The sequence below is a fragment of the Flavobacterium sp. ZB4P23 genome (assembly GCF_003970375.1).
Classification (GTDB): Bacteria; Bacteroidota; Bacteroidia; order Flavobacteriales; family Flavobacteriaceae; genus Flavobacterium.
Map to the genome: position 1 here is coordinate 66,506 of NZ_RYDK01000006.1, position 15,716 is coordinate 82,221.

20 protein-coding genes and 1 riboswitch are annotated in these 15,716 nt (G+C 36.3%); of the genes, 9 read left to right on the forward strand and 11 right to left on the reverse strand.

Going from position 1 to position 15,716, the window contains the following annotated elements:
* Positions 1 to 33 precede the first annotated feature (33 nt).
* Both EKL99_RS10780 and EKL99_RS10785 read left to right on the forward strand, forming a co-directional pair.
* Entirely contained in the window at positions 34 to 1,719 is a 1,686-nt protein-coding gene (locus EKL99_RS10780; RefSeq protein ID WP_126576935.1) for an alpha-amylase family glycosyl hydrolase, read from the forward strand.
* An 81-nt stretch (positions 1,720 to 1,800) separates the two neighbouring features.
* Positions 1,801 to 2,040: a transposase gene (locus EKL99_RS10785; RefSeq protein WP_126561245.1), complete on the forward strand. Its 240-nt coding sequence runs from the start codon at positions 1,801 to 1,803 to the stop codon at positions 2,038 to 2,040.
* Between the two features lie 20 nt (positions 2,041 to 2,060).
* Here EKL99_RS10785 and EKL99_RS10790 read toward each other — a convergent pair whose 3' ends face one another.
* Positions 2,061 to 2,474 carry a hypothetical protein gene (locus EKL99_RS10790; protein WP_126458331.1) on the reverse strand — a complete coding sequence of 138 codons (414 nt, stop codon included), beginning with the start codon at positions 2,472 to 2,474 and terminating at the stop codon, positions 2,061 to 2,063.
* A gap of 162 nt (positions 2,475 to 2,636) precedes the next feature.
* Between EKL99_RS10790 and greA the strand changes: the two genes are divergently transcribed.
* From greA to EKL99_RS10810, 4 genes are all read left to right on the forward strand, one after another.
* Complete coding sequence (gene greA, locus EKL99_RS10795; protein ID WP_126458328.1) at positions 2,637 to 3,113, forward strand: transcription elongation factor GreA; 477 nt, start codon at positions 2,637 to 2,639, stop codon at positions 3,111 to 3,113.
* Between the two features lie 55 nt (positions 3,114 to 3,168).
* Positions 3,169 to 3,558, forward strand: coding sequence for an HIT family protein (locus EKL99_RS10800; RefSeq protein WP_126458325.1), 390 nt, complete (start codon positions 3,169 to 3,171; stop codon positions 3,556 to 3,558).
* Between the two features lie 225 nt (positions 3,559 to 3,783).
* Positions 3,784 to 4,242, forward strand: a complete 459-nt coding sequence (locus tag EKL99_RS10805; RefSeq protein WP_126458322.1) for a transglutaminase-like domain-containing protein — start codon at positions 3,784 to 3,786, stop codon at positions 4,240 to 4,242.
* 65 nt (positions 4,243 to 4,307) lie between these two features.
* Positions 4,308 to 4,541, forward strand: coding sequence for a hypothetical protein (locus EKL99_RS10810; protein ID WP_126576936.1), 234 nt, complete (start codon positions 4,308 to 4,310; stop codon positions 4,539 to 4,541).
* On the opposite strand, the gene EKL99_RS10815 is transcribed toward EKL99_RS10810, so the two are convergent.
* A complete protein-coding gene (locus EKL99_RS10815; RefSeq protein WP_126576937.1) occupies positions 4,533 to 5,687 on the reverse strand; it encodes a HAMP domain-containing sensor histidine kinase in 1,155 nt (384 codons plus the stop codon). The two genes, EKL99_RS10810 and EKL99_RS10815, sit on opposite strands and share 9 nt — an antisense overlap.
* Before the next feature lie 174 nt (positions 5,688 to 5,861).
* Here EKL99_RS10815 and EKL99_RS10820 point away from each other — a divergent pair, with 174 nt between their 5' ends.
* From EKL99_RS10820 to aat, 3 genes are all read left to right on the forward strand, one after another.
* On the forward strand, positions 5,862 to 6,737 hold the full coding sequence (locus tag EKL99_RS10820) for a flavin reductase family protein (RefSeq protein WP_126458313.1): 876 nt from the start codon (positions 5,862 to 5,864) through the stop codon (positions 6,735 to 6,737).
* A 26-nt stretch (positions 6,738 to 6,763) separates the two neighbouring features.
* Entirely contained in the window at positions 6,764 to 7,141 is a 378-nt protein-coding gene (locus EKL99_RS10825) for a DUF3127 domain-containing protein (RefSeq protein WP_091203008.1), read from the forward strand.
* A gap of 101 nt (positions 7,142 to 7,242) precedes the next feature.
* A complete protein-coding gene (gene aat, locus EKL99_RS10830; RefSeq protein WP_126576938.1) occupies positions 7,243 to 7,881 on the forward strand; it encodes a leucyl/phenylalanyl-tRNA--protein transferase in 639 nt (212 codons plus the stop codon).
* Positions 7,882 to 7,884: 3 nt separating this feature from the next.
* Here the strand turns inward: aat and EKL99_RS10835 are convergent, their stop codons facing one another.
* The 9 genes from EKL99_RS10835 to thiS all read right to left on the reverse strand — a co-directional run bounded on the left by EKL99_RS10835 (position 7,885) and on the right by thiS (position 15,546).
* Entirely contained in the window at positions 7,885 to 8,595 is a 711-nt protein-coding gene (locus EKL99_RS10835) for a HesA/MoeB/ThiF family protein (RefSeq protein WP_126576939.1), read from the reverse strand.
* A gap of 200 nt (positions 8,596 to 8,795) precedes the next feature.
* The gene (thiH, locus tag EKL99_RS10840) at positions 8,796 to 9,938 is read right to left on the reverse strand and encodes a 2-iminoacetate synthase ThiH (RefSeq protein ID WP_126576940.1); all 1,143 of its coding nucleotides are present in this window, start codon (positions 9,936 to 9,938) and stop codon (positions 8,796 to 8,798) included.
* 139 nt (positions 9,939 to 10,077) lie between these two features.
* Positions 10,078 to 10,455 carry a GxxExxY protein gene (locus tag EKL99_RS10845; protein ID WP_126561252.1) on the reverse strand — a complete coding sequence of 126 codons (378 nt, stop codon included), beginning with the start codon at positions 10,453 to 10,455 and terminating at the stop codon, positions 10,078 to 10,080.
* A gap of 187 nt (positions 10,456 to 10,642) precedes the next feature.
* Complete coding sequence (locus tag EKL99_RS10850; RefSeq protein WP_126576941.1) at positions 10,643 to 11,413, reverse strand: thiazole synthase; 771 nt, start codon at positions 11,411 to 11,413, stop codon at positions 10,643 to 10,645.
* Positions 11,400 to 12,032, reverse strand: coding sequence for a thiamine phosphate synthase (locus EKL99_RS10855; protein WP_126576942.1), 633 nt, complete (start codon positions 12,030 to 12,032; stop codon positions 11,400 to 11,402). The genes EKL99_RS10850 and EKL99_RS10855 overlap by 14 nt, the downstream gene beginning before the upstream one ends.
* The gene (locus tag EKL99_RS10860; RefSeq protein ID WP_126576943.1) at positions 12,025 to 12,780 is read right to left on the reverse strand and encodes a hydroxymethylpyrimidine/phosphomethylpyrimidine kinase; all 756 of its coding nucleotides are present in this window, start codon (positions 12,778 to 12,780) and stop codon (positions 12,025 to 12,027) included. The genes EKL99_RS10855 and EKL99_RS10860 overlap by 8 nt, the downstream gene beginning before the upstream one ends.
* Complete coding sequence (locus tag EKL99_RS10865; protein ID WP_126576944.1) at positions 12,756 to 13,352, reverse strand: thiamine phosphate synthase; 597 nt, start codon at positions 13,350 to 13,352, stop codon at positions 12,756 to 12,758. Before EKL99_RS10865 ends, EKL99_RS10860 begins: the two co-directional genes overlap by 25 nt.
* Positions 13,353 to 13,398: 46 nt before the next feature.
* Entirely contained in the window at positions 13,399 to 15,243 is a 1,845-nt protein-coding gene (thiC, locus tag EKL99_RS10870; protein ID WP_126458286.1) for a phosphomethylpyrimidine synthase ThiC, read from the reverse strand.
* 96 nt (positions 15,244 to 15,339) lie between these two features.
* Entirely contained in the window at positions 15,340 to 15,546 is a 207-nt protein-coding gene (gene thiS / locus EKL99_RS10875; protein WP_126458283.1) for a sulfur carrier protein ThiS, read from the reverse strand.
* A gap of 63 nt (positions 15,547 to 15,609) precedes the next feature.
* Positions 15,610 to 15,706: riboswitch (TPP riboswitch) on the reverse strand.
* Positions 15,707 to 15,716 lie beyond the last annotated feature (10 nt).

Sequence of the window (15,716 nt, forward strand, 5' to 3'; positions counted from 1 at the left end):
CCAGCAAAAAAATAATTATTCAATTTAAAAAAAATGAAAAAAAAATCTTTACTATTAATTCTATCCGTGCTCGCTTTTTGCGTGAGTTGTTCCGGTACCAAACCTGTTACGGAAAACAACACTCCAATAAAAAAGACAAAAAAAACTCCTTTTGTCTGGGAAGGTGCTAATGTCTATTTCCTTATGACAGATCGCTTTAATAATGGTGATCGTTCCAATGACATTACTTTAAACAGAACTAAAACTACAGGAAAACTTCGTGGTTTTGAAGGAGGAGATATCAAAGGAATTACTAAAAAAATTGAAGAAGGTTATTTTGACAAACTAGGGATAAATGCCATTTGGTTTACTCCTGTAGTGGAACAAATTCATGACGCTGTAGATGAGGGCACTGGATTGAGTTATGGCTATCATGGCTATTGGGCCAAAGATTGGACGGCATTAGATCCCAATTTTGGAACTAAAAAAGAATTAGCTGAATTAGTAAAAAAAGCGCATGCACGAGGAATCAGAATCATTCTTGACGGCGTCATTAATCACACCGGTCCTGTGACTGAAATAGATACTGTTTGGCCAAATTACTGGGTTCGTACCAATCCGGTTTGTGATTATAAAAATTATCAAAATACAACAACCTGCACTTTGGTGGCCAATCTTCCAGACATCAGAACTGAAAGCACCCAGAATGTAGACTTACCTCCTTTTCTTGTCGAAAAATGGAAAAAAGAAGGTCGATACGAACAGGAAATGAATGAGTTAGATGCTTTTTTTTCTCGGACAGGCTATCCTAAAACTCCAAAATATTACATCATAAAATGGCTGACAGACTACGTTGCTGATTATGGGATAGACGGCTACAGAGGAGATACCGTAAAACATACAGACGAAACCGTCTGGGCAGATTTCAAAACGCAATGTGACTATTCATTTGAGACTTGGAAGAAAAAAAACCCTACAAAAGTACTGGATAACAACTCCTTTTACACCATTGCCGAAGTCTATAATTATGGTATCAGCGGTGGACAAGATTTTGATTTTGGAGATAAAAAAATAAACTATTTTAAAAATGGTTTCAACAATATGATCAATTTTGAGTTCAAATGGGACGCCCAAAAAGACTATGAATTCATATTCTCAAAATACTCTGACAGGCTCAACAACGATTTAAAAGGATACAGTGTTTTAAACTATTTATCCTCACATGATGACGGCGCTCCATTTGATGCAAAACGCACCAAAAGCATCGAAGCCGGTACAAAATTATTGTTGAGTCCGGGACTTTCTCAAGTATATTATGGTGATGAGAGTGCACGTCCCTTAGTAATTGAAGGCACAAACGGCGATGCTACCTTACGCTCCTTTATGAACTGGAAAGATATAAAATCCAATCCTGAAACTAAAAAAATACTGACACACTGGAGAAAATTAGGAAAGTTCAGAAAGAACCATCCTGCTGTGGGAGCTGGAATTCACACCATGATTTCGGACACGCCCTACACATTTTCAAGAACATACACTAAAGGAACTTTCACAGACAAAGTAGTGGTTGGTCTGGATCTCTCTACTGGCAAAAAAGAAATTATTGTAGCCCCTATTTTTGAAGATGGATCTAGAGTAAGAGATGCCTATTCCGGAAAAGAAGCCAAAGTTTCAAAAGGAAAAGTGACTATTCGAACCGACTTTGATATTGTTTTATTAGAAATGCGAATCAAGGGTTAAGAAGATAGATGTTCTTTTGGAGATAAAATTTATCAAAACAAAGAATTTTTATCTGATTTTGAAAAAGAAAAAAACGCTGTAATGTTCACACCCGTTAAAGCAGTAAAAGGAGAATCTCAAGAAATTAGAAATAGAGATAAAGTTTCAAACGACTTGTATTCAACAGCAGTATCAAGAATTAGACAACCTATTGAATCCCTTTTTAATTGGTTGATTGAAAAAACCAATATTCAAAGAGCATGCAAAGTTAGATCCACAAAAAGATTATTAGGGCAGCTGTTTGGCAAGATAGCAGCTGCCTTTATAAACTTAATATTTTAACCCTTGATTCGCATTTGTAATTAATTATAAACCCGAAGCACATTTCCATTGACTTGAACGCGATACTGCTTCATAGGATATTGTAAAGTTCCTTGTCCGGTAAATAAACTGTATTCTTTACCGTCGCATCCGCAAACGGCATTTATCCCATTTATGGTCATGGTAGAACAAGAACTCATCGCTTGATTGGGACAAGCGGCATCAAAAGCATTGTAACCACTGCCTGTATTGAAAACAATAACACCTCGAGCGCCTATTCCGGATACATAAACCGCATTACTAACGAATTTAAGATTAGAGTATTCCGGCAAATTCAGGTTCAGGTCTACGGCGAAAGTATAATTAGGCACAAATGGATTGGTGTTGTCAAAACCAGAATCACTACACGAAAAAAATAAAGGAATAACAACGAAGAGCAGCAGAATTTTTTTCATTTTAAAATAGTGTCGAAGTATTAGTGAAACAAATTTAATTTATTTAACTTTGAATTATATATGATTAACATATATTTATCGACGAAAAAAAAATAATAATATCTTTGTGGAAAGAAATCCCGTCCTGATGGGATTTTTTCTATTTATATAAATGAAGAATTTATGAGTACAGTATCGTATTACACAGCAGAAGGCTTAAAAAAATTAAGAGAAGAATTAGATTATTTAAAAAGCGTAATGCGCCCAAAAGCATCGGCTGATATAGCTGAAGCACGAGATAAAGGTGATCTTTCTGAGAATGCAGAATACGATGCCGCAAAAGAAGCACAAGGGATGCTGGAAATGCGTATTGCCAAAATGGAAGAAATACATTCTAACGCCAGATTGATTGATGAAACCCATCTGGATGTTTCTAAAGTATTGGTATTATCCAATGTAAAAATCAAAAACCAAACGAACGGAATGGAAATGACTTATACATTAGTTGCCGAAAGTGAAGCCGATTTAAAAACAGGTAAAATCTCGGTAACCTCACCTATTGGAAAAGGTTTGTTAGGAAAATCAGTTGGAGAATTTGCTGAGATCACGGTTCCAAACGGTGTGTTGAAATTCGAAATTTTAGAAATATCTCGCGACTAATTAAAGGTTTATTCGGTTAACCGATTAATCGATTCAACAATTAACCAATTTCACAATGTCAAGTATATTTACCAAAATTATAAACGGAGAAATTCCGTGCTACAAGATTGCTGAAGATGAAAATTTCTTGGCTTTTTTGGATGTAAATCCAAATGCAAAAGGACACACACTTTGTATTCCGAAACAAGAAATTGATAAGATTTTTGAGATGGAAGATAATTTATATATTGGACTGATGCAGTTTTCTAAAAAAATCGCAGTTGCGCTTGAAAAAACGGTTCCGTGTAAACGAATCGGAATGGCAGTTGTAGGACTTGAAGTTCCTCATGCGCACGTTCACTTGATTCCATTGAATGAAATGGATGAAATGCGTTTTCAAAATAAAGTATCGCTGTCCAAAAATGAATTTGAAGCGTTGGCAGAAAGTATTAAAACCAATTTGTAAATTTGCACAAATAAAACAAATTGGTATGATTTTAGTTTAAAAGGGAATAGGTGAAAACCGATTCCCTTTTCTATTTTAGAGAACTTAAGTAAGTCGAAAGTTTAAAAGTCGTAAAGTCAAAAGAATTAACTTTAAGTAAAATAGCTTTAAATCAGATTGTTAAATAATTTTATCCTGATTTTAAAATACGACATTATACCATGGTTATTACTTACATTCGAGACTATGAAAAATATATTTTTGTTGCTTACCTTCTTTTTCTCCTTTATGAGTGTTGGACAGGTCAATCCCGGATATCTATTGGTTGATGCTAAAACGGCAGCTATTCCAGCTAATTCAACTACATCTACTGAAGCTATTGCCAATTATATCAATGCTAATTTTAAAACAGAAACCGATAAAATAAGAGCTGATTTCTATTGGACCGCATCTAACATCAGCTATGATGTTGCGAATAGGTATGCCGTAAATTCCCATGAAACGGGAGCTGAGAAAATCACGAAGACATTAAAAACTAAAAAAGGGGTTTGCATTCATTATGCAACGGTTTTTAATGCGCTTGTGCAAAAGATAGGAATCCAATCCTATATCATTGAAAGATATACCAAACAAAACGGAAAAGTAAGTGACTTGGCTCATGCTTGGACAGCAGCTGAAATTGACAAAAAGCGGTTGTATTGTTGAATGATTTTATACACTATCGAAACAATAAGTTTAAGCCTTCTTTTTCAGATACTGAAATTAGCCGTATGATTGAAATTCCGAGAATGAAACTGGTAAAGTGTCAAAACGATATGTATATCGTGGGTTCCGTTGGTAATCAAAACGTTTCTAATGTCACATCGATTAAAAAATCAATTGGAGCCTCTTTGGCGCAAGCCGAAGAGCACGCATTGTTTGTTAAAAATTATTTGAGTAAGTCCAAAATAGTCAGAAAAACAATGTTTTCTAAAACTACATGGTTTGGAGTTCCATTACGCTAGGTTGCTTTTTTTTAAACTCACTTGCATGGTGGTTCCTTTTCCAATTTCGGAGTTCAGTACTTTGATGGTTCCTTTGTGGTATTCTTCCACGATTCTTTTGGTTAGTGAAAGTCCCAATCCCCATCCGCGTTTTTTAGTGGTAAATCCAGGTTCGAAAATGGTTTTAAATTGTTGTTTTTGAATTCCTCCGCCAGTATCAGAAACATTTATTTTTACATAATCCCCTTCTTGTTCAATTTCTAAAGCTAATTTTCCTTTTCCTTTCATTGCATCGATGGCGTTTTTTACTAAATTCTCGATGGCCCAACTGTGCAGCGTAGGATTAAGAGATACCATAATAGGAGTTTTTGGCGCTTGGAACGAAAACTCAATTTGTTTGGAGAATCGGGATTGCAAATAGTCGTAAGATTGTTGTGTTTCGGCTACAATATCTTTGTTTTCTAATTTGGGTTCCGATCCTATTTTCGAGAAACGATCGGTTATGGTTTGCAAACGCTCAATATCTTTTTCAATTTCGAAAGTAGTACTTTCATCCATGTTTTCAGATTTCAGGAGTTCAACCCAACCAATTAATGAAGAAAGTGGTGTGCCTATTTGATGCGCCGTTTCCTTCGCCATTCCTGCCCAAAGTTTGTTTTGTGTTGCCATTTTGGTGCTTCTATAAAAATTATAAACTAAACCGCCAAAAAGCACTATGATCAGCACTAAAGCAACGGGATAATATTTCAATTTATTCAGTAAAGCCGAGTTGCCGTAATATAATTTTTGAAATTTCCCAGGGACATACTCAATGACTATGGGTACGTTTTCGTTTTTTAAGTTCTGCAAGAATGCGACTGCCTTTGAATTATTTTTTACAATAGCGTCGTCAATATTTACGGTGTTTATGATGCTGTCATTCTCTGTCAGTATAATAGGAATTGAAGTGTTGTCACTGAAAATTTGCAGCGGAAGATCAACATCTGTATTTTCATTGGCATTAATGAGTGTTTTTTGGGCTTGTGCCCAAAGATTCATTTTTAATCGTTCTTCGTTTTTGAAGATTTGAAAAAAAGTGTATGTGTTCCAAAGAATCAGTGAAATGATTAAAAAAGAGGCAGAAATTATAATCCAACGGGTTGTATTTCTTCTTTCAGAAAACTGCATAAATGAAAATTTGAATTATAAATATAACGAAATAAACGCTGTGGTATTTTAGTTTTAAAGAAAGATTTTTTTTTAGAGTAAATTCAGATGTAATTTTATTCTAATTGGATATACTCTTTCATAAACTGATCCGATTTGTTTACTTTTGTAGAGTACAGCTATAAAGTAAAAAATATGATTACGATTGATCCTAAAAGTATCGAAACGGCAAAATTACAAGGCTATTTGCAAAGTTCAGTTGGACCTAGACCTATTGCTTTTGCCAGTACTATGGATGCGGAAGGTAATGCTAATGTATCGCCTTTTAGTTTTTTTAATGTGTTCAGCGCAAATCCTCCAATCCTTATTTTTTCACCAGCAAGGCGCGTTCGTGATAATTCGATAAAACACACGTTGATCAATGCTGAAGCAACTCGGGAAGTAGTCATTAATGTGGTGAATTATGACATGGTACAACAGATTTCGCTGGCCAGTACAGAGTATGCTCATGGTGTGGATGAGTTTTTAAAATCAGGCTTGACTCCGATTGCTTCAGAGGTGGTGAAACCCTTTCGAGTAAAAGAATCACCGGTTCAATTTGAATGCAAAGTCACTCAGATTATTCCGCTGGGAACAGAAGGAGGTGCGGGGAATTTAGTACTGTGTGAAGTTGTTCGCATTCATATTGACGAGTCTGTTTTAGACGAAAATGGTGCGATTGATCAATATAAAATTGACTTGGTTTCCAGGTTAGGCAGCAATTGGTATTCCAGATCAAACCAAGGGCTTTTTGAAGTGCCAAAACCCTTGTCTACTTTAGGAATTGGAGTGGATGCCATTCCAAATTTTGTTAAAGAAAGTTCGGTTTTTAACGGAAATGATTTAGGGATGTTAGGGAATATAGAAGCCTTGCCCACAATGGAAGAAGTTAGTATATTTGTAAAACAGAATTTTGCTGTAAAAGGAGTTTTAAGTGCTGATGACCAGCAAAAAGTACACTTGGAGGCAAAAAAATACCTGAATGAGAATGATGTCTTATCGGCTTGGAAAGTACTTTTGGCAAAAAAATAATATAAATAACATTAAAAACAACGAAGATGGAAGTTACAGGAAAAATTAAAATGCTTGGGGATGCAAAAAATGTGGGAAGCGGAAGTTTCTTAAAAAGAGAATTGGTCGTAACCACCGAGGAGCAATATCCACAACATATTTTAGTAGAATTTGTACAAGATAAATGCGATTTATTGAACAGTTTTAAAGTAGGTGAAGCGGTTAAAGTTTCGATCAATTTAAGAGGACGCGAATGGGTTGACCCACAAGGAGTGACTAAATATTTTAATGCAATTCAAGGATGGAGAGTAGAAAGAGTAGCCACAGAAGCCACTGCTGCTCAAATGCCTCCGATGCCGGCTGCTGAAGCATTTGCACCAGCAACAAACCTAAACGAAGAAGAAGCAGACGATTTGCCTTTCTAAGGGATGAAAAAGTTAGAATTTAGAAGTCAGAAGTTTGAGTTTTACTTGAATTTCTGACTTTTTTATTTTTTGAAATTGGTATTGATTTTTGAAATTGAAAAATGTATTATTTATCCCCAACCTTATTTTTCCCTCCTGTTGACCAAGCCAATTGCGATGGAATTTTGGCCATTGGAGGTGATTTGTCCCCGGAACGCTTGCGACTTGCGTATCAAAGCGGCATTTTTCCTTGGTTTGAAGCGGGAGAACCTATTATGTGGTGGTCTCCAAATCCCAGAATGGTGCTATTTCTCGATGAATTGATTGTATCTAAAAGCATGCGAAATATCCTGAACCGGAATATTTTCAGTGTTACTTTCAATCAAAATTTCAGAGATGTAATTTCAAATTGTCAAAATATAGAACGTGACGGTCAAAACGGGACTTGGATTACCAATGACATGATTGAAGCCTATTGTAAGCTGCATGAAGTAGGAATAGCAAAATCGGTTGAGGTTTGGCAAGATGAGGTTTTAGTTGGTGGTTTATATGGAATTGATTTGGGAGGTATTTTTTGTGGTGAAAGTATGTTCTCGAAAGTATCTAATGCGTCGAAAACGGCTTTTATAGCTTTGGTCAACCAATTAAAAAAAGAAGATTACAAACTTTTGGATTGTCAGGTTTATAATCCGCATCTTGAAAGTTTAGGTTGCAGGGAAATCGACAGAACAGATTTTATCAAAATATTAAAAAGCAAATAACTCTTAAAATTCCAGCTTCTTAAAACTCCAATCCAGCGTATTAAAAAGAACCAATTCATTTTCCAATGTCGGTAAATCCATAACAAGTTTCAACGTTTCATGCGCCATCATGGTGCCAATAATTCCCGGAAGTGTGCCCAATACTCCGTTCAAATTACAATTAGGAACATCTTTAGGATTTGGAGGTTTCGGGAATAAGTCCCGAAGATTTTTATTTCCATTATGGTTAAAAACGGCCATTTGCCCCTCGAATTTTAAGATGCTGCCGTAAATCAATGATTTACCTAATGTTACGCAAGTATCATTTACCAGATAACGGGTTTCAAAGTTATCACAACCATCAACAACTACATCAAAATCCATGATGATTTCTTTGGCGTTTTCTACCGTTAATTTTTCTTCAAAAGCAATAATACTTATCAATGGATTTAAAGTTTCCAAAACTGATTTTGCCGTGATTGCTTTTAATTGACCAACGTGCCTCTCCGTATATAAAATTTGACGGTGCAAGTTGTGCAATTCAATTTTGTCAAAATCAACTATACCAATAGTCCCTACTCCAGCGGTTGTTATATAGTGTAAAACAGGACAACCCAGTCCCCCTGCGCCGATCACTAAAACTTTCGCTTTTTTGAGTTTTTCCTGTCCGGAATCGCCTATTTCCGGCATCATCATCTGGCGGTTATAGCGTAAAAAATCCTGAATGATACTCATTTTTTTAGTTTTAAAGTTGAAAAGTCATAAAGTTGGACAGTTATAAAGTCTATAAGTCAAAAGTTAAAAACATGTCAGTTCAAGCACAGTCGAGAACTTTTTTAAGGTTGGTTGCTATTAGTAATAAATATAAGGTGTGGCCCCATGTTGCTTTCTAAATTTTTAGACTCTTGTCTCTTGTCTAATTTTTTTGTTGATTTCTAAACTTTTAGACTTACGACATTCGACTTTTGACTAAAATTTTTATCCCAATCCTTCCAAACGGGCTCGTATCCTTTGCTGGAAATAATTTTTGCAATCTCGGCAACAGAACGTTCGTCACTGATTTCAAATTGTTCCAAAGATTGCGGATCAACAGCATATCCGCCAGGATTAGTTTTAGAACCGGCACTCATACTGGTAATTCCAATTGGAATAATATTGTCCCGGAATTTTTCGTTCTCTCGGGTTGACAGGGAGATTTCTAAATCTTCATTCCACAAACGGTAGGCACAAATGAGCTGGGTCAAATCCGCATCATCCATGATAAAGTTGGGTGCAATCACACCTTCTGCCGGTCGTAATCTGGGAAATGAAACTGCATATTTCGTTTGCCAATACGTTTTTTGTAAATAATCTAAATGCAAGGCATTAAAAAAACTGTCAGTGCGCCAATCTTCTAATCCCAATAAGACACCCAAGCCTATTTTATGAATGCCCGCAGTTCCTATGCGATCGGGTGTTTCTAAACGAAAATCAAAATTGGATTTCTTTCCTTTGGTATGGTACTGTTTGTAAACATCACGGTGGTAGGTTTCCTGATAGACTAAAATCGAATAGACACCGGCTTCGTGTAATTGTTCGTATTCTTCTGTTGACAAGGGTTGTACTTCGGCTGAAATGGTGGAGAAATCGTTTTTTATCTGAGCAATTGCCTTTAGAAAATAATGAATGTTTACGGTCTGATTGGCTTCGCCTGTAACTAATAAAACATGATCAAATCCTGCTTTTTTTAAGACTTCAATTTCTTGCGTAATTTCATTTTCGGTAAGTGTTTTTCGTTTGATTTTGTTGTCTAAACTAAACCCACAATACGTACAAATGTTCTGACACTCGTTGCTTAAATACAAAGGAGCATACATTTGAATCGTTTTGCCAAATCTTTTTTTGGTTAGTTCATGTGTCAGTTGTGCCATTTGCTCTAAGTAAGGTTTCGCAGCTGGTGAAATCAATCTCAGAAAATCATCGAGACTGCGTTTTTTTTTGTCTAACGCAGATTCGACTTCTATCGAAGTGGTATGGTATATTTTTGTTTTGATTGTTTCCCAATCGTAGTTGTCAAAAACCGATCTAAATGTGTTCATTGTTTTATTTTTTTTCGCAAAAAGGATATGCGGTTTTTGGCACGCAGATTCTGCAAATTTTCGCAGATTTTTTTAACCGTTTTTTTTAATTTTAGCTGTATAAATATGTGAAATCTGCGTGCTAATTTGTAATCCTTAATTATAATTTATTTGCAATTCGTTTAATGTCATCTAAAATAGTGACTGTATTAAAATTGACAAGTAGGCCTAATTTTTTATTAGTAAGTTTTAAATAGTTTGTAATTTGTTTGTAATGAATAGGTGCTAAATCTTCGACAGATTTCAATTCAATAATTACTTTGTCTTCTACTAATAAATCAATTTTAAAAGCAACATCTAATATGATGCCATCGTAAGGAATAGTGATTTCTAATTGTCTTTCAACTTTTAAATTTATTTTAGTTAATTCATAATACAAAGCGCTTTCATAAACAGATTCAAATAAACCTGGACCGAGTGTATTGTACACTTTGAAAATGGCTCCTCTTATTTTGAATGATATGTCGTTTTCGGTCATTTTTAAGAATTTAAAAATTAGTACTAATTAAAAACTAAATGTAGTTATTTTGATACAACTATAAATTTCTGTAGTCTGTAAATTGTGCGAATTTTTGCAGATTCTTTTTTATTTCCCATCTGTGTAAATCTGTAAAATCTGCGTGCCATTTTTTCAACAGTTTTCTTGTAAATAGACCAAAAACATATTACTCATACAAAAACGCGGTCAAAGGACTTGAAGCCATTGCACGATTTACTTTTTGGGCTAATTGTGCTTCGTAGGCTTTTCGACCTGCAATAACGGCTTCTCTGAAAGCCTCTGCCATCAATATAGGATTTCTTGCCACGGCAATTGCTGTGTTTACTAAAACCGCATCAGCTCCAAGTTCCATGGCTTTTGCTGCGTCGGATGGTGCGCCAATTCCGGCATCTATAATCACGGGAACTCTGCTCTGTTCAATTATTATTTCTAAAAAATCGATCGTTTTTAATCCTTTGTTGCTACCAATTGGAGAACCTAAAGGCATCACCGCCGAAGTTCCTGCGTCTTCCAGTCGTTTACATAAAACGGGATCCGCATGGATGTAAGGCAAAACGATAAACCCTAATTTGGCTAAAGCTTCCGTAGCTTTTAAGGTTTCGATTGCATCTGGCATTAGATATTTTGGATCAGGATGAATTTCCAGTTTAAGCCAATTGGTCTCCAACGCTTCTCGTGCTAGTTGTGCCGCAAAAACGGCTTCTTTGGCATTTCGTGCGCCAGAAGTATTGGGGAGCAAATTAATTAGCGGGTGTTTGAGATGGGATAAAATGGTATCGGTTTCGGTTTCTAAATCGATACGTTTTAGCGCTACGGTTACTAACTCGGTTCCAGAGGCTAAAATGGCTTCTTCCATCTGTTGATTAGAACCGAATTTTCCTGTGCCTAAAAACAAGCGGGATTGAAAGGTCTTGTCTCCTATTTTAAATGGTACCATATAATTTGTCGTTAAGTTGAGTAATAAGTTGTGATGGATTTTCGCTTTGGGTGATCAAACCAGAAACGGCAATACCCTGAATTCCGTTTTCCATCAGGTCTTCAACGTTTTCTAGTGTGATTCCTCCAATGGCATAAATGGGAATTTGGATGTTTTTTATTTTCATTTGTTGGATAATCAATCGATACCCTTCCAATCCTAAAATGGGACTTAAATTTTGTTTGGTTGTCGTAAATTGAAATGGACCCAGACCTATATAATCACAGTTTTCGGCTGTCCTTTGGCGCACATCTTCAAAAGTATTTGCCGTTCCTCCAATAATTTTTGTTTTTCCTAAAATTAGTCTTGCTTCTTCCACTTTCATGTCACTTAAACCCAAATGAACGCCATCGGCATCCAATTGCTTTACCAAATGCACGTTGTCATTGATGATAAAAGTGGCTAAATATTCTTTACATAACATTTTTACGGCTTCCGCCAAAGTGAAAACTTCAAGCGCGTTTTGATTTTTGAATCGCAATTGTATCCAATGGCAGCCATTGTCCAGTGCTTTGTGAATGTTGTGCAATTGTTCTTCGACAGTATTTCCTTGCGAAATGTAGTGTAGCTTATTATACATGATGGTATCCTAATTTGGTTTGATTAGATTGTAAATAGGTTTCTATATATTTTTTGGCATTGATGCAAGCTGTTTTCAGGTCTAATCCCAAAGCTAAATTGGCTGTAATCGCTGATGATAATACACAGCCAGAGCCGTGTTTCTCGAAAACCGAAGTGTTATTTGGCGTAAGCATGAAGATTTCCTTTCCGGTATACAAACAGTCAACACCAATTGCCAGAGGATTGTGACCACCTTTTAGTAATACAGCACAATGTTTTGACAGCTCGTGAGCAATTAAATCAGGATTTTTTTCTGCTGCGGAAAGCTGTAAAATTTCATTGTAATTGGGTGTTATCAAATCTATTTTTTTTAATATTTCAATCAAAACAGAATGATTTTCTATAGTTATAAAACGAAATTTGGTTGTAGATTTTAAAACGGTATCCCAAACAATCTTTGTTTTTGGCGAAAGCTTTTTTATAGCAAAAACAATTTTTTTTAAATAATCCAGTGAAGGAACAATTCCAATTTTTACGGCTTTGATAGCATAATTTTCAAACAATTTGTCCAATGATCTCAAAACGAAAGCTTGGTCAGTCCAGTGCATTTCGAAGAACTGATTTTCGGTTTGAATGGTGTTACCGGTATTGACGGCAAAACCATAAACGTGATGTTGCTCGAATGTCTTGATGTCTGCTAAAACTCCCGCGCCTCCAGAAGGATCAAAGCCTGCAATTGTTACTACGAAAGGTCTGTTTTCTTGCATTGTTTAAAATTTTCTATTGGATGGTTACTGTTCCAAATGGCACCTAAAAGTGCCACATCATCAAAGCCATATTTTAATGCCGTTTTAATTTTATCAGCTGTAATTCCACCAAGTGCTACTAATGAAGTTTCGTTATTCTTCCTTTGTTGCAATGCTTTTTTAAAGTCAATATCCGAAGCATACTTTGGTTTTGAAATACTTTCGAAAACAGGACCAAAAAAAGCATAAGCAAAAACAGTAGGTAGTTCTTCAAAATCAATCATTTGATGAATCGAAGTAGAGAGTTTAAATCCACTTTCTTTCCAGTTTTTTAAACTTTTCTCCGATGTTTCAATTCTTGCTTTTTCTGTAAAATGAATCCGATGTATTCCAGATGCTAAAGCCAGTTGGTGATGACTGTGCAAAACCACTTGCTGACGGAAATCTGATTTTATTTCGGATAAAAAAGCGGTCATTTCTATTTCTGAAAAATCAGGTTTCCGAATATGAAGCAACTCCAGTCCATTCTCAAAAAGAGAATGAATGGTGTCGATTTCATTAATTACAGGAATTGGATTTGTGATTACGATCATAATCTTTTTTCTTTTCTCTTTTCTCTTTTCTCTTTCTTCTACAGTCTTATAAGTAAATTTCTTTGCCGCTTTCTACAAATTCTTTTGATTTTTCTTTCATGCCTTTTTCGGCTTCAGCTACATCGCGAATTTCTTGTGAAATTTTCATAGAACAAAATTTTGGTCCACACATGGAACAAAAATGAGCTACTTTGGCACCATCTGCTGGTAATGTTTCATCATGAAATTCACGAGCCGTATCGGGATCTAAGGACAAGTTGAATTGGTCTTCCCAACGGAATTCAAAACGGGCTTTGCTCAAGGCATTGTCACGGTATTGCGATCCGGGATGCCCTTTGGCCAAATCAGCAGCATGAGCCGAAATCTTATACGTGATTACGCCGTCTTTAACGTCTTTTTTGTTGGGTAAACCAAGGTGTTCTTTTGGTGTCACGTAGCATAACATCGCACAACCATACCAGCCAATCATAGCCGCGCCAATGGCAGAGGTGATGTGATCATAACCTGGAGCAATATCAGTAGTTAATGGTCCTAAAGTATAAAAAGGAGCTTCATCACAGTGCTCTAATTGTTTGTCCATGTTTTCCTTAATCATGTGCATGGGTACGTGGCCAGGGCCTTCAATAAATACCTGAACATCGTGTTTCCAGGCGATTTTTGTCAGTTCGCCAAGTGTTTCCAGCTCTGCAAACTGAGCGGCATCATTCGCATCGGCAATAGAACCGGGACGTAACCCATCTCCTAATGAAAACGCTACATCATATTGTTTCATAATTTCGCAAATGTCTTCAAAATGGGTGTAAAGAAAGTTTTCTTTATGGTGAAACAAACACCATTTTGCCATGATAGAGCCTCCACGGGAAACAATACCGGTAACACGTTCAGCAGTCAAATGGATGTAGCGCAATAAAACACCGGCATGGATGGTAAAATAGGAAACCCCTTGTTCCGCTTGTTCGATTAGCGTATCACGATAAACTTCCCAAGTGAGATCTTCGGCCACGCCATTTACTTTTTCCAAAGCTTGGTAAATAGGCACGGTTCCAATTGGCACAGGAGAATTTCGGATAATCCATTCTCTGGTTTCGTGAATGTTTTTACCGGTTGATAAATCCATAATCGTGTCAGCTCCCCAGCGGCATGCCCAAACTGCTTTTTCTACTTCTTCTTCGATTGTTGAGGTTACGGCGCTGTTGCCAATGTTAGCATTAATTTTCACTAAGAAGTTACGACCTACAATCATAGGCTCACTTTCTGGGTGGTTGATGTTATTTGGAATAATGGCACGTCCTCTGGCTACTTCGCTTCGGACAAATTCAGGGGTGATTTTCCCCACCCCAGCCCGGCCCGAAGGAGAGGGAGTGTTTGCGCCCCAACTATTTCCTTCGTGTTGGTGTTGCATGGCTTTGGTTTGTTCGTTTATCAACTCCAAGCGTTGGTTTTCACGAATGGCTATGTATTCCATTTCTGGAGTAATGATTCCTTGTTTTGCATAATACAATTGGGAAACGTTGGCTCCTTTTTTGGCACGCTTAGGTTTGTGCAAATATTCGAAACGCAATTCGTTTAGTTTTTCGTCATTCAAACGCTTTTTCCCGTATTCGGAAGAGATTTCACTTAATTCTTCGACATCATTACGATCCAGAATCCATTGTTCACGAATGCGGGGCAGTCCTTTTCGAATGTCAATTTCGATATTTGGGTCGGTAAATGGGCCCGAAGTGTCATAAACGGTTACAGGCGGGTTTTTTTCTATTCTGCCATTTGACATTTTAGTGTCAGTCAATGCAATTTCTCGCATCGCTACTTTTATGGGATGAATGGTTCCATCTACATAAATTTTTGTAGAATTAGGAAAAGGAGTGGTTGATATTTTTTCTTCGTATTTCATATTTTTTTTATTGAAAGATTTAAGTATTAAAAAATTGAAAGATTGAAGAGTGGATTTGATAAATATTTTAATCTTTCAATCTTTAAATTAAAATGGTTATCCTCCTTGAGTTGCAGAGATGATGAGAATGTTATCGGTTTCTTGTATGATGTGGGAATTCCAGTTGGATTTTGGAATTATACTATTGTTAATGGCTACCGCAATTCCGTTTTGTTTTATGGGAATTTCCAAGTCAAGAAGTGCCTGAACAGTAAGACTGTCAGTTGCAAATTGTTTCGTTTGATTGTTGATTTTGAGTTCCATTCCTTTTGAATTTAGTATACAGTTATACTTTAGGAATGGCTATAGGAGTACATAAATGTACCAGAAAGTCATCTTACTTTTCCCTACGCTAGTATGAACTAGATCAGGTTCAGAGGGTAATTCTCAGCCTACAATGTTGTAGACACCCCTAAAGTGTGAAACAAATGTAA

Excerpts from the sequence above, each read along its gene's own strand:
- EKL99_RS10780 (WP_126576935.1), top strand. The coding sequence starts at position 34 with ATGAAAAAAAAATCTTTACTATTAATTCTATCCGTGCTCGCTTTTTGC.
- EKL99_RS10785 (WP_126561245.1), top strand. The coding sequence starts at position 1,801 with ATGTTCACACCCGTTAAAGCAGTAAAAGGAGAATCTCAAGAAATTAGA.
- EKL99_RS10790 (WP_126458331.1), bottom strand. The coding sequence starts at position 2,474 with ATGAAAAAAATTCTGCTGCTCTTCGTTGTTATTCCTTTATTTTTTTCG.
- greA (WP_126458328.1), top strand. The coding sequence starts at position 2,637 with ATGAGTACAGTATCGTATTACACAGCAGAAGGCTTAAAAAAATTAAGA.
- EKL99_RS10800 (WP_126458325.1), top strand. The coding sequence starts at position 3,169 with ATGTCAAGTATATTTACCAAAATTATAAACGGAGAAATTCCGTGCTAC.
- EKL99_RS10805 (WP_126458322.1), top strand. The coding sequence starts at position 3,784 with ATGAAAAATATATTTTTGTTGCTTACCTTCTTTTTCTCCTTTATGAGT.
- EKL99_RS10810 (WP_126576936.1), top strand. The coding sequence starts at position 4,308 with ATGATTGAAATTCCGAGAATGAAACTGGTAAAGTGTCAAAACGATATG.
- EKL99_RS10815 (WP_126576937.1), bottom strand. The coding sequence starts at position 5,687 with ATGCAGTTTTCTGAAAGAAGAAATACAACCCGTTGGATTATAATTTCT.
- EKL99_RS10820 (WP_126458313.1), top strand. The coding sequence starts at position 5,862 with ATGATTACGATTGATCCTAAAAGTATCGAAACGGCAAAATTACAAGGC.
- EKL99_RS10825 (WP_091203008.1), top strand. The coding sequence starts at position 6,764 with ATGGAAGTTACAGGAAAAATTAAAATGCTTGGGGATGCAAAAAATGTG.
- aat (WP_126576938.1), top strand. The coding sequence starts at position 7,243 with ATGTATTATTTATCCCCAACCTTATTTTTCCCTCCTGTTGACCAAGCC.
- EKL99_RS10835 (WP_126576939.1), bottom strand. The coding sequence starts at position 8,595 with ATGAGTATCATTCAGGATTTTTTACGCTATAACCGCCAGATGATGATG.
- thiH (WP_126576940.1), bottom strand. The coding sequence starts at position 9,938 with ATGAACACATTTAGATCGGTTTTTGACAACTACGATTGGGAAACAATC.
- EKL99_RS10845 (WP_126561252.1), bottom strand. The coding sequence starts at position 10,455 with ATGACCGAAAACGACATATCATTCAAAATAAGAGGAGCCATTTTCAAA.
- EKL99_RS10850 (WP_126576941.1), bottom strand. The coding sequence starts at position 11,413 with ATGGTACCATTTAAAATAGGAGACAAGACCTTTCAATCCCGCTTGTTT.
- EKL99_RS10855 (WP_126576942.1), bottom strand. The coding sequence starts at position 12,032 with ATGTATAATAAGCTACACTACATTTCGCAAGGAAATACTGTCGAAGAA.
- EKL99_RS10860 (WP_126576943.1), bottom strand. The coding sequence starts at position 12,780 with ATGCAAGAAAACAGACCTTTCGTAGTAACAATTGCAGGCTTTGATCCT.
- EKL99_RS10865 (WP_126576944.1), bottom strand. The coding sequence starts at position 13,352 with ATGATCGTAATCACAAATCCAATTCCTGTAATTAATGAAATCGACACC.
- thiC (WP_126458286.1), bottom strand. The coding sequence starts at position 15,243 with ATGAAATACGAAGAAAAAATATCAACCACTCCTTTTCCTAATTCTACA.
- thiS (WP_126458283.1), bottom strand. The coding sequence starts at position 15,546 with ATGGAACTCAAAATCAACAATCAAACGAAACAATTTGCAACTGACAGT.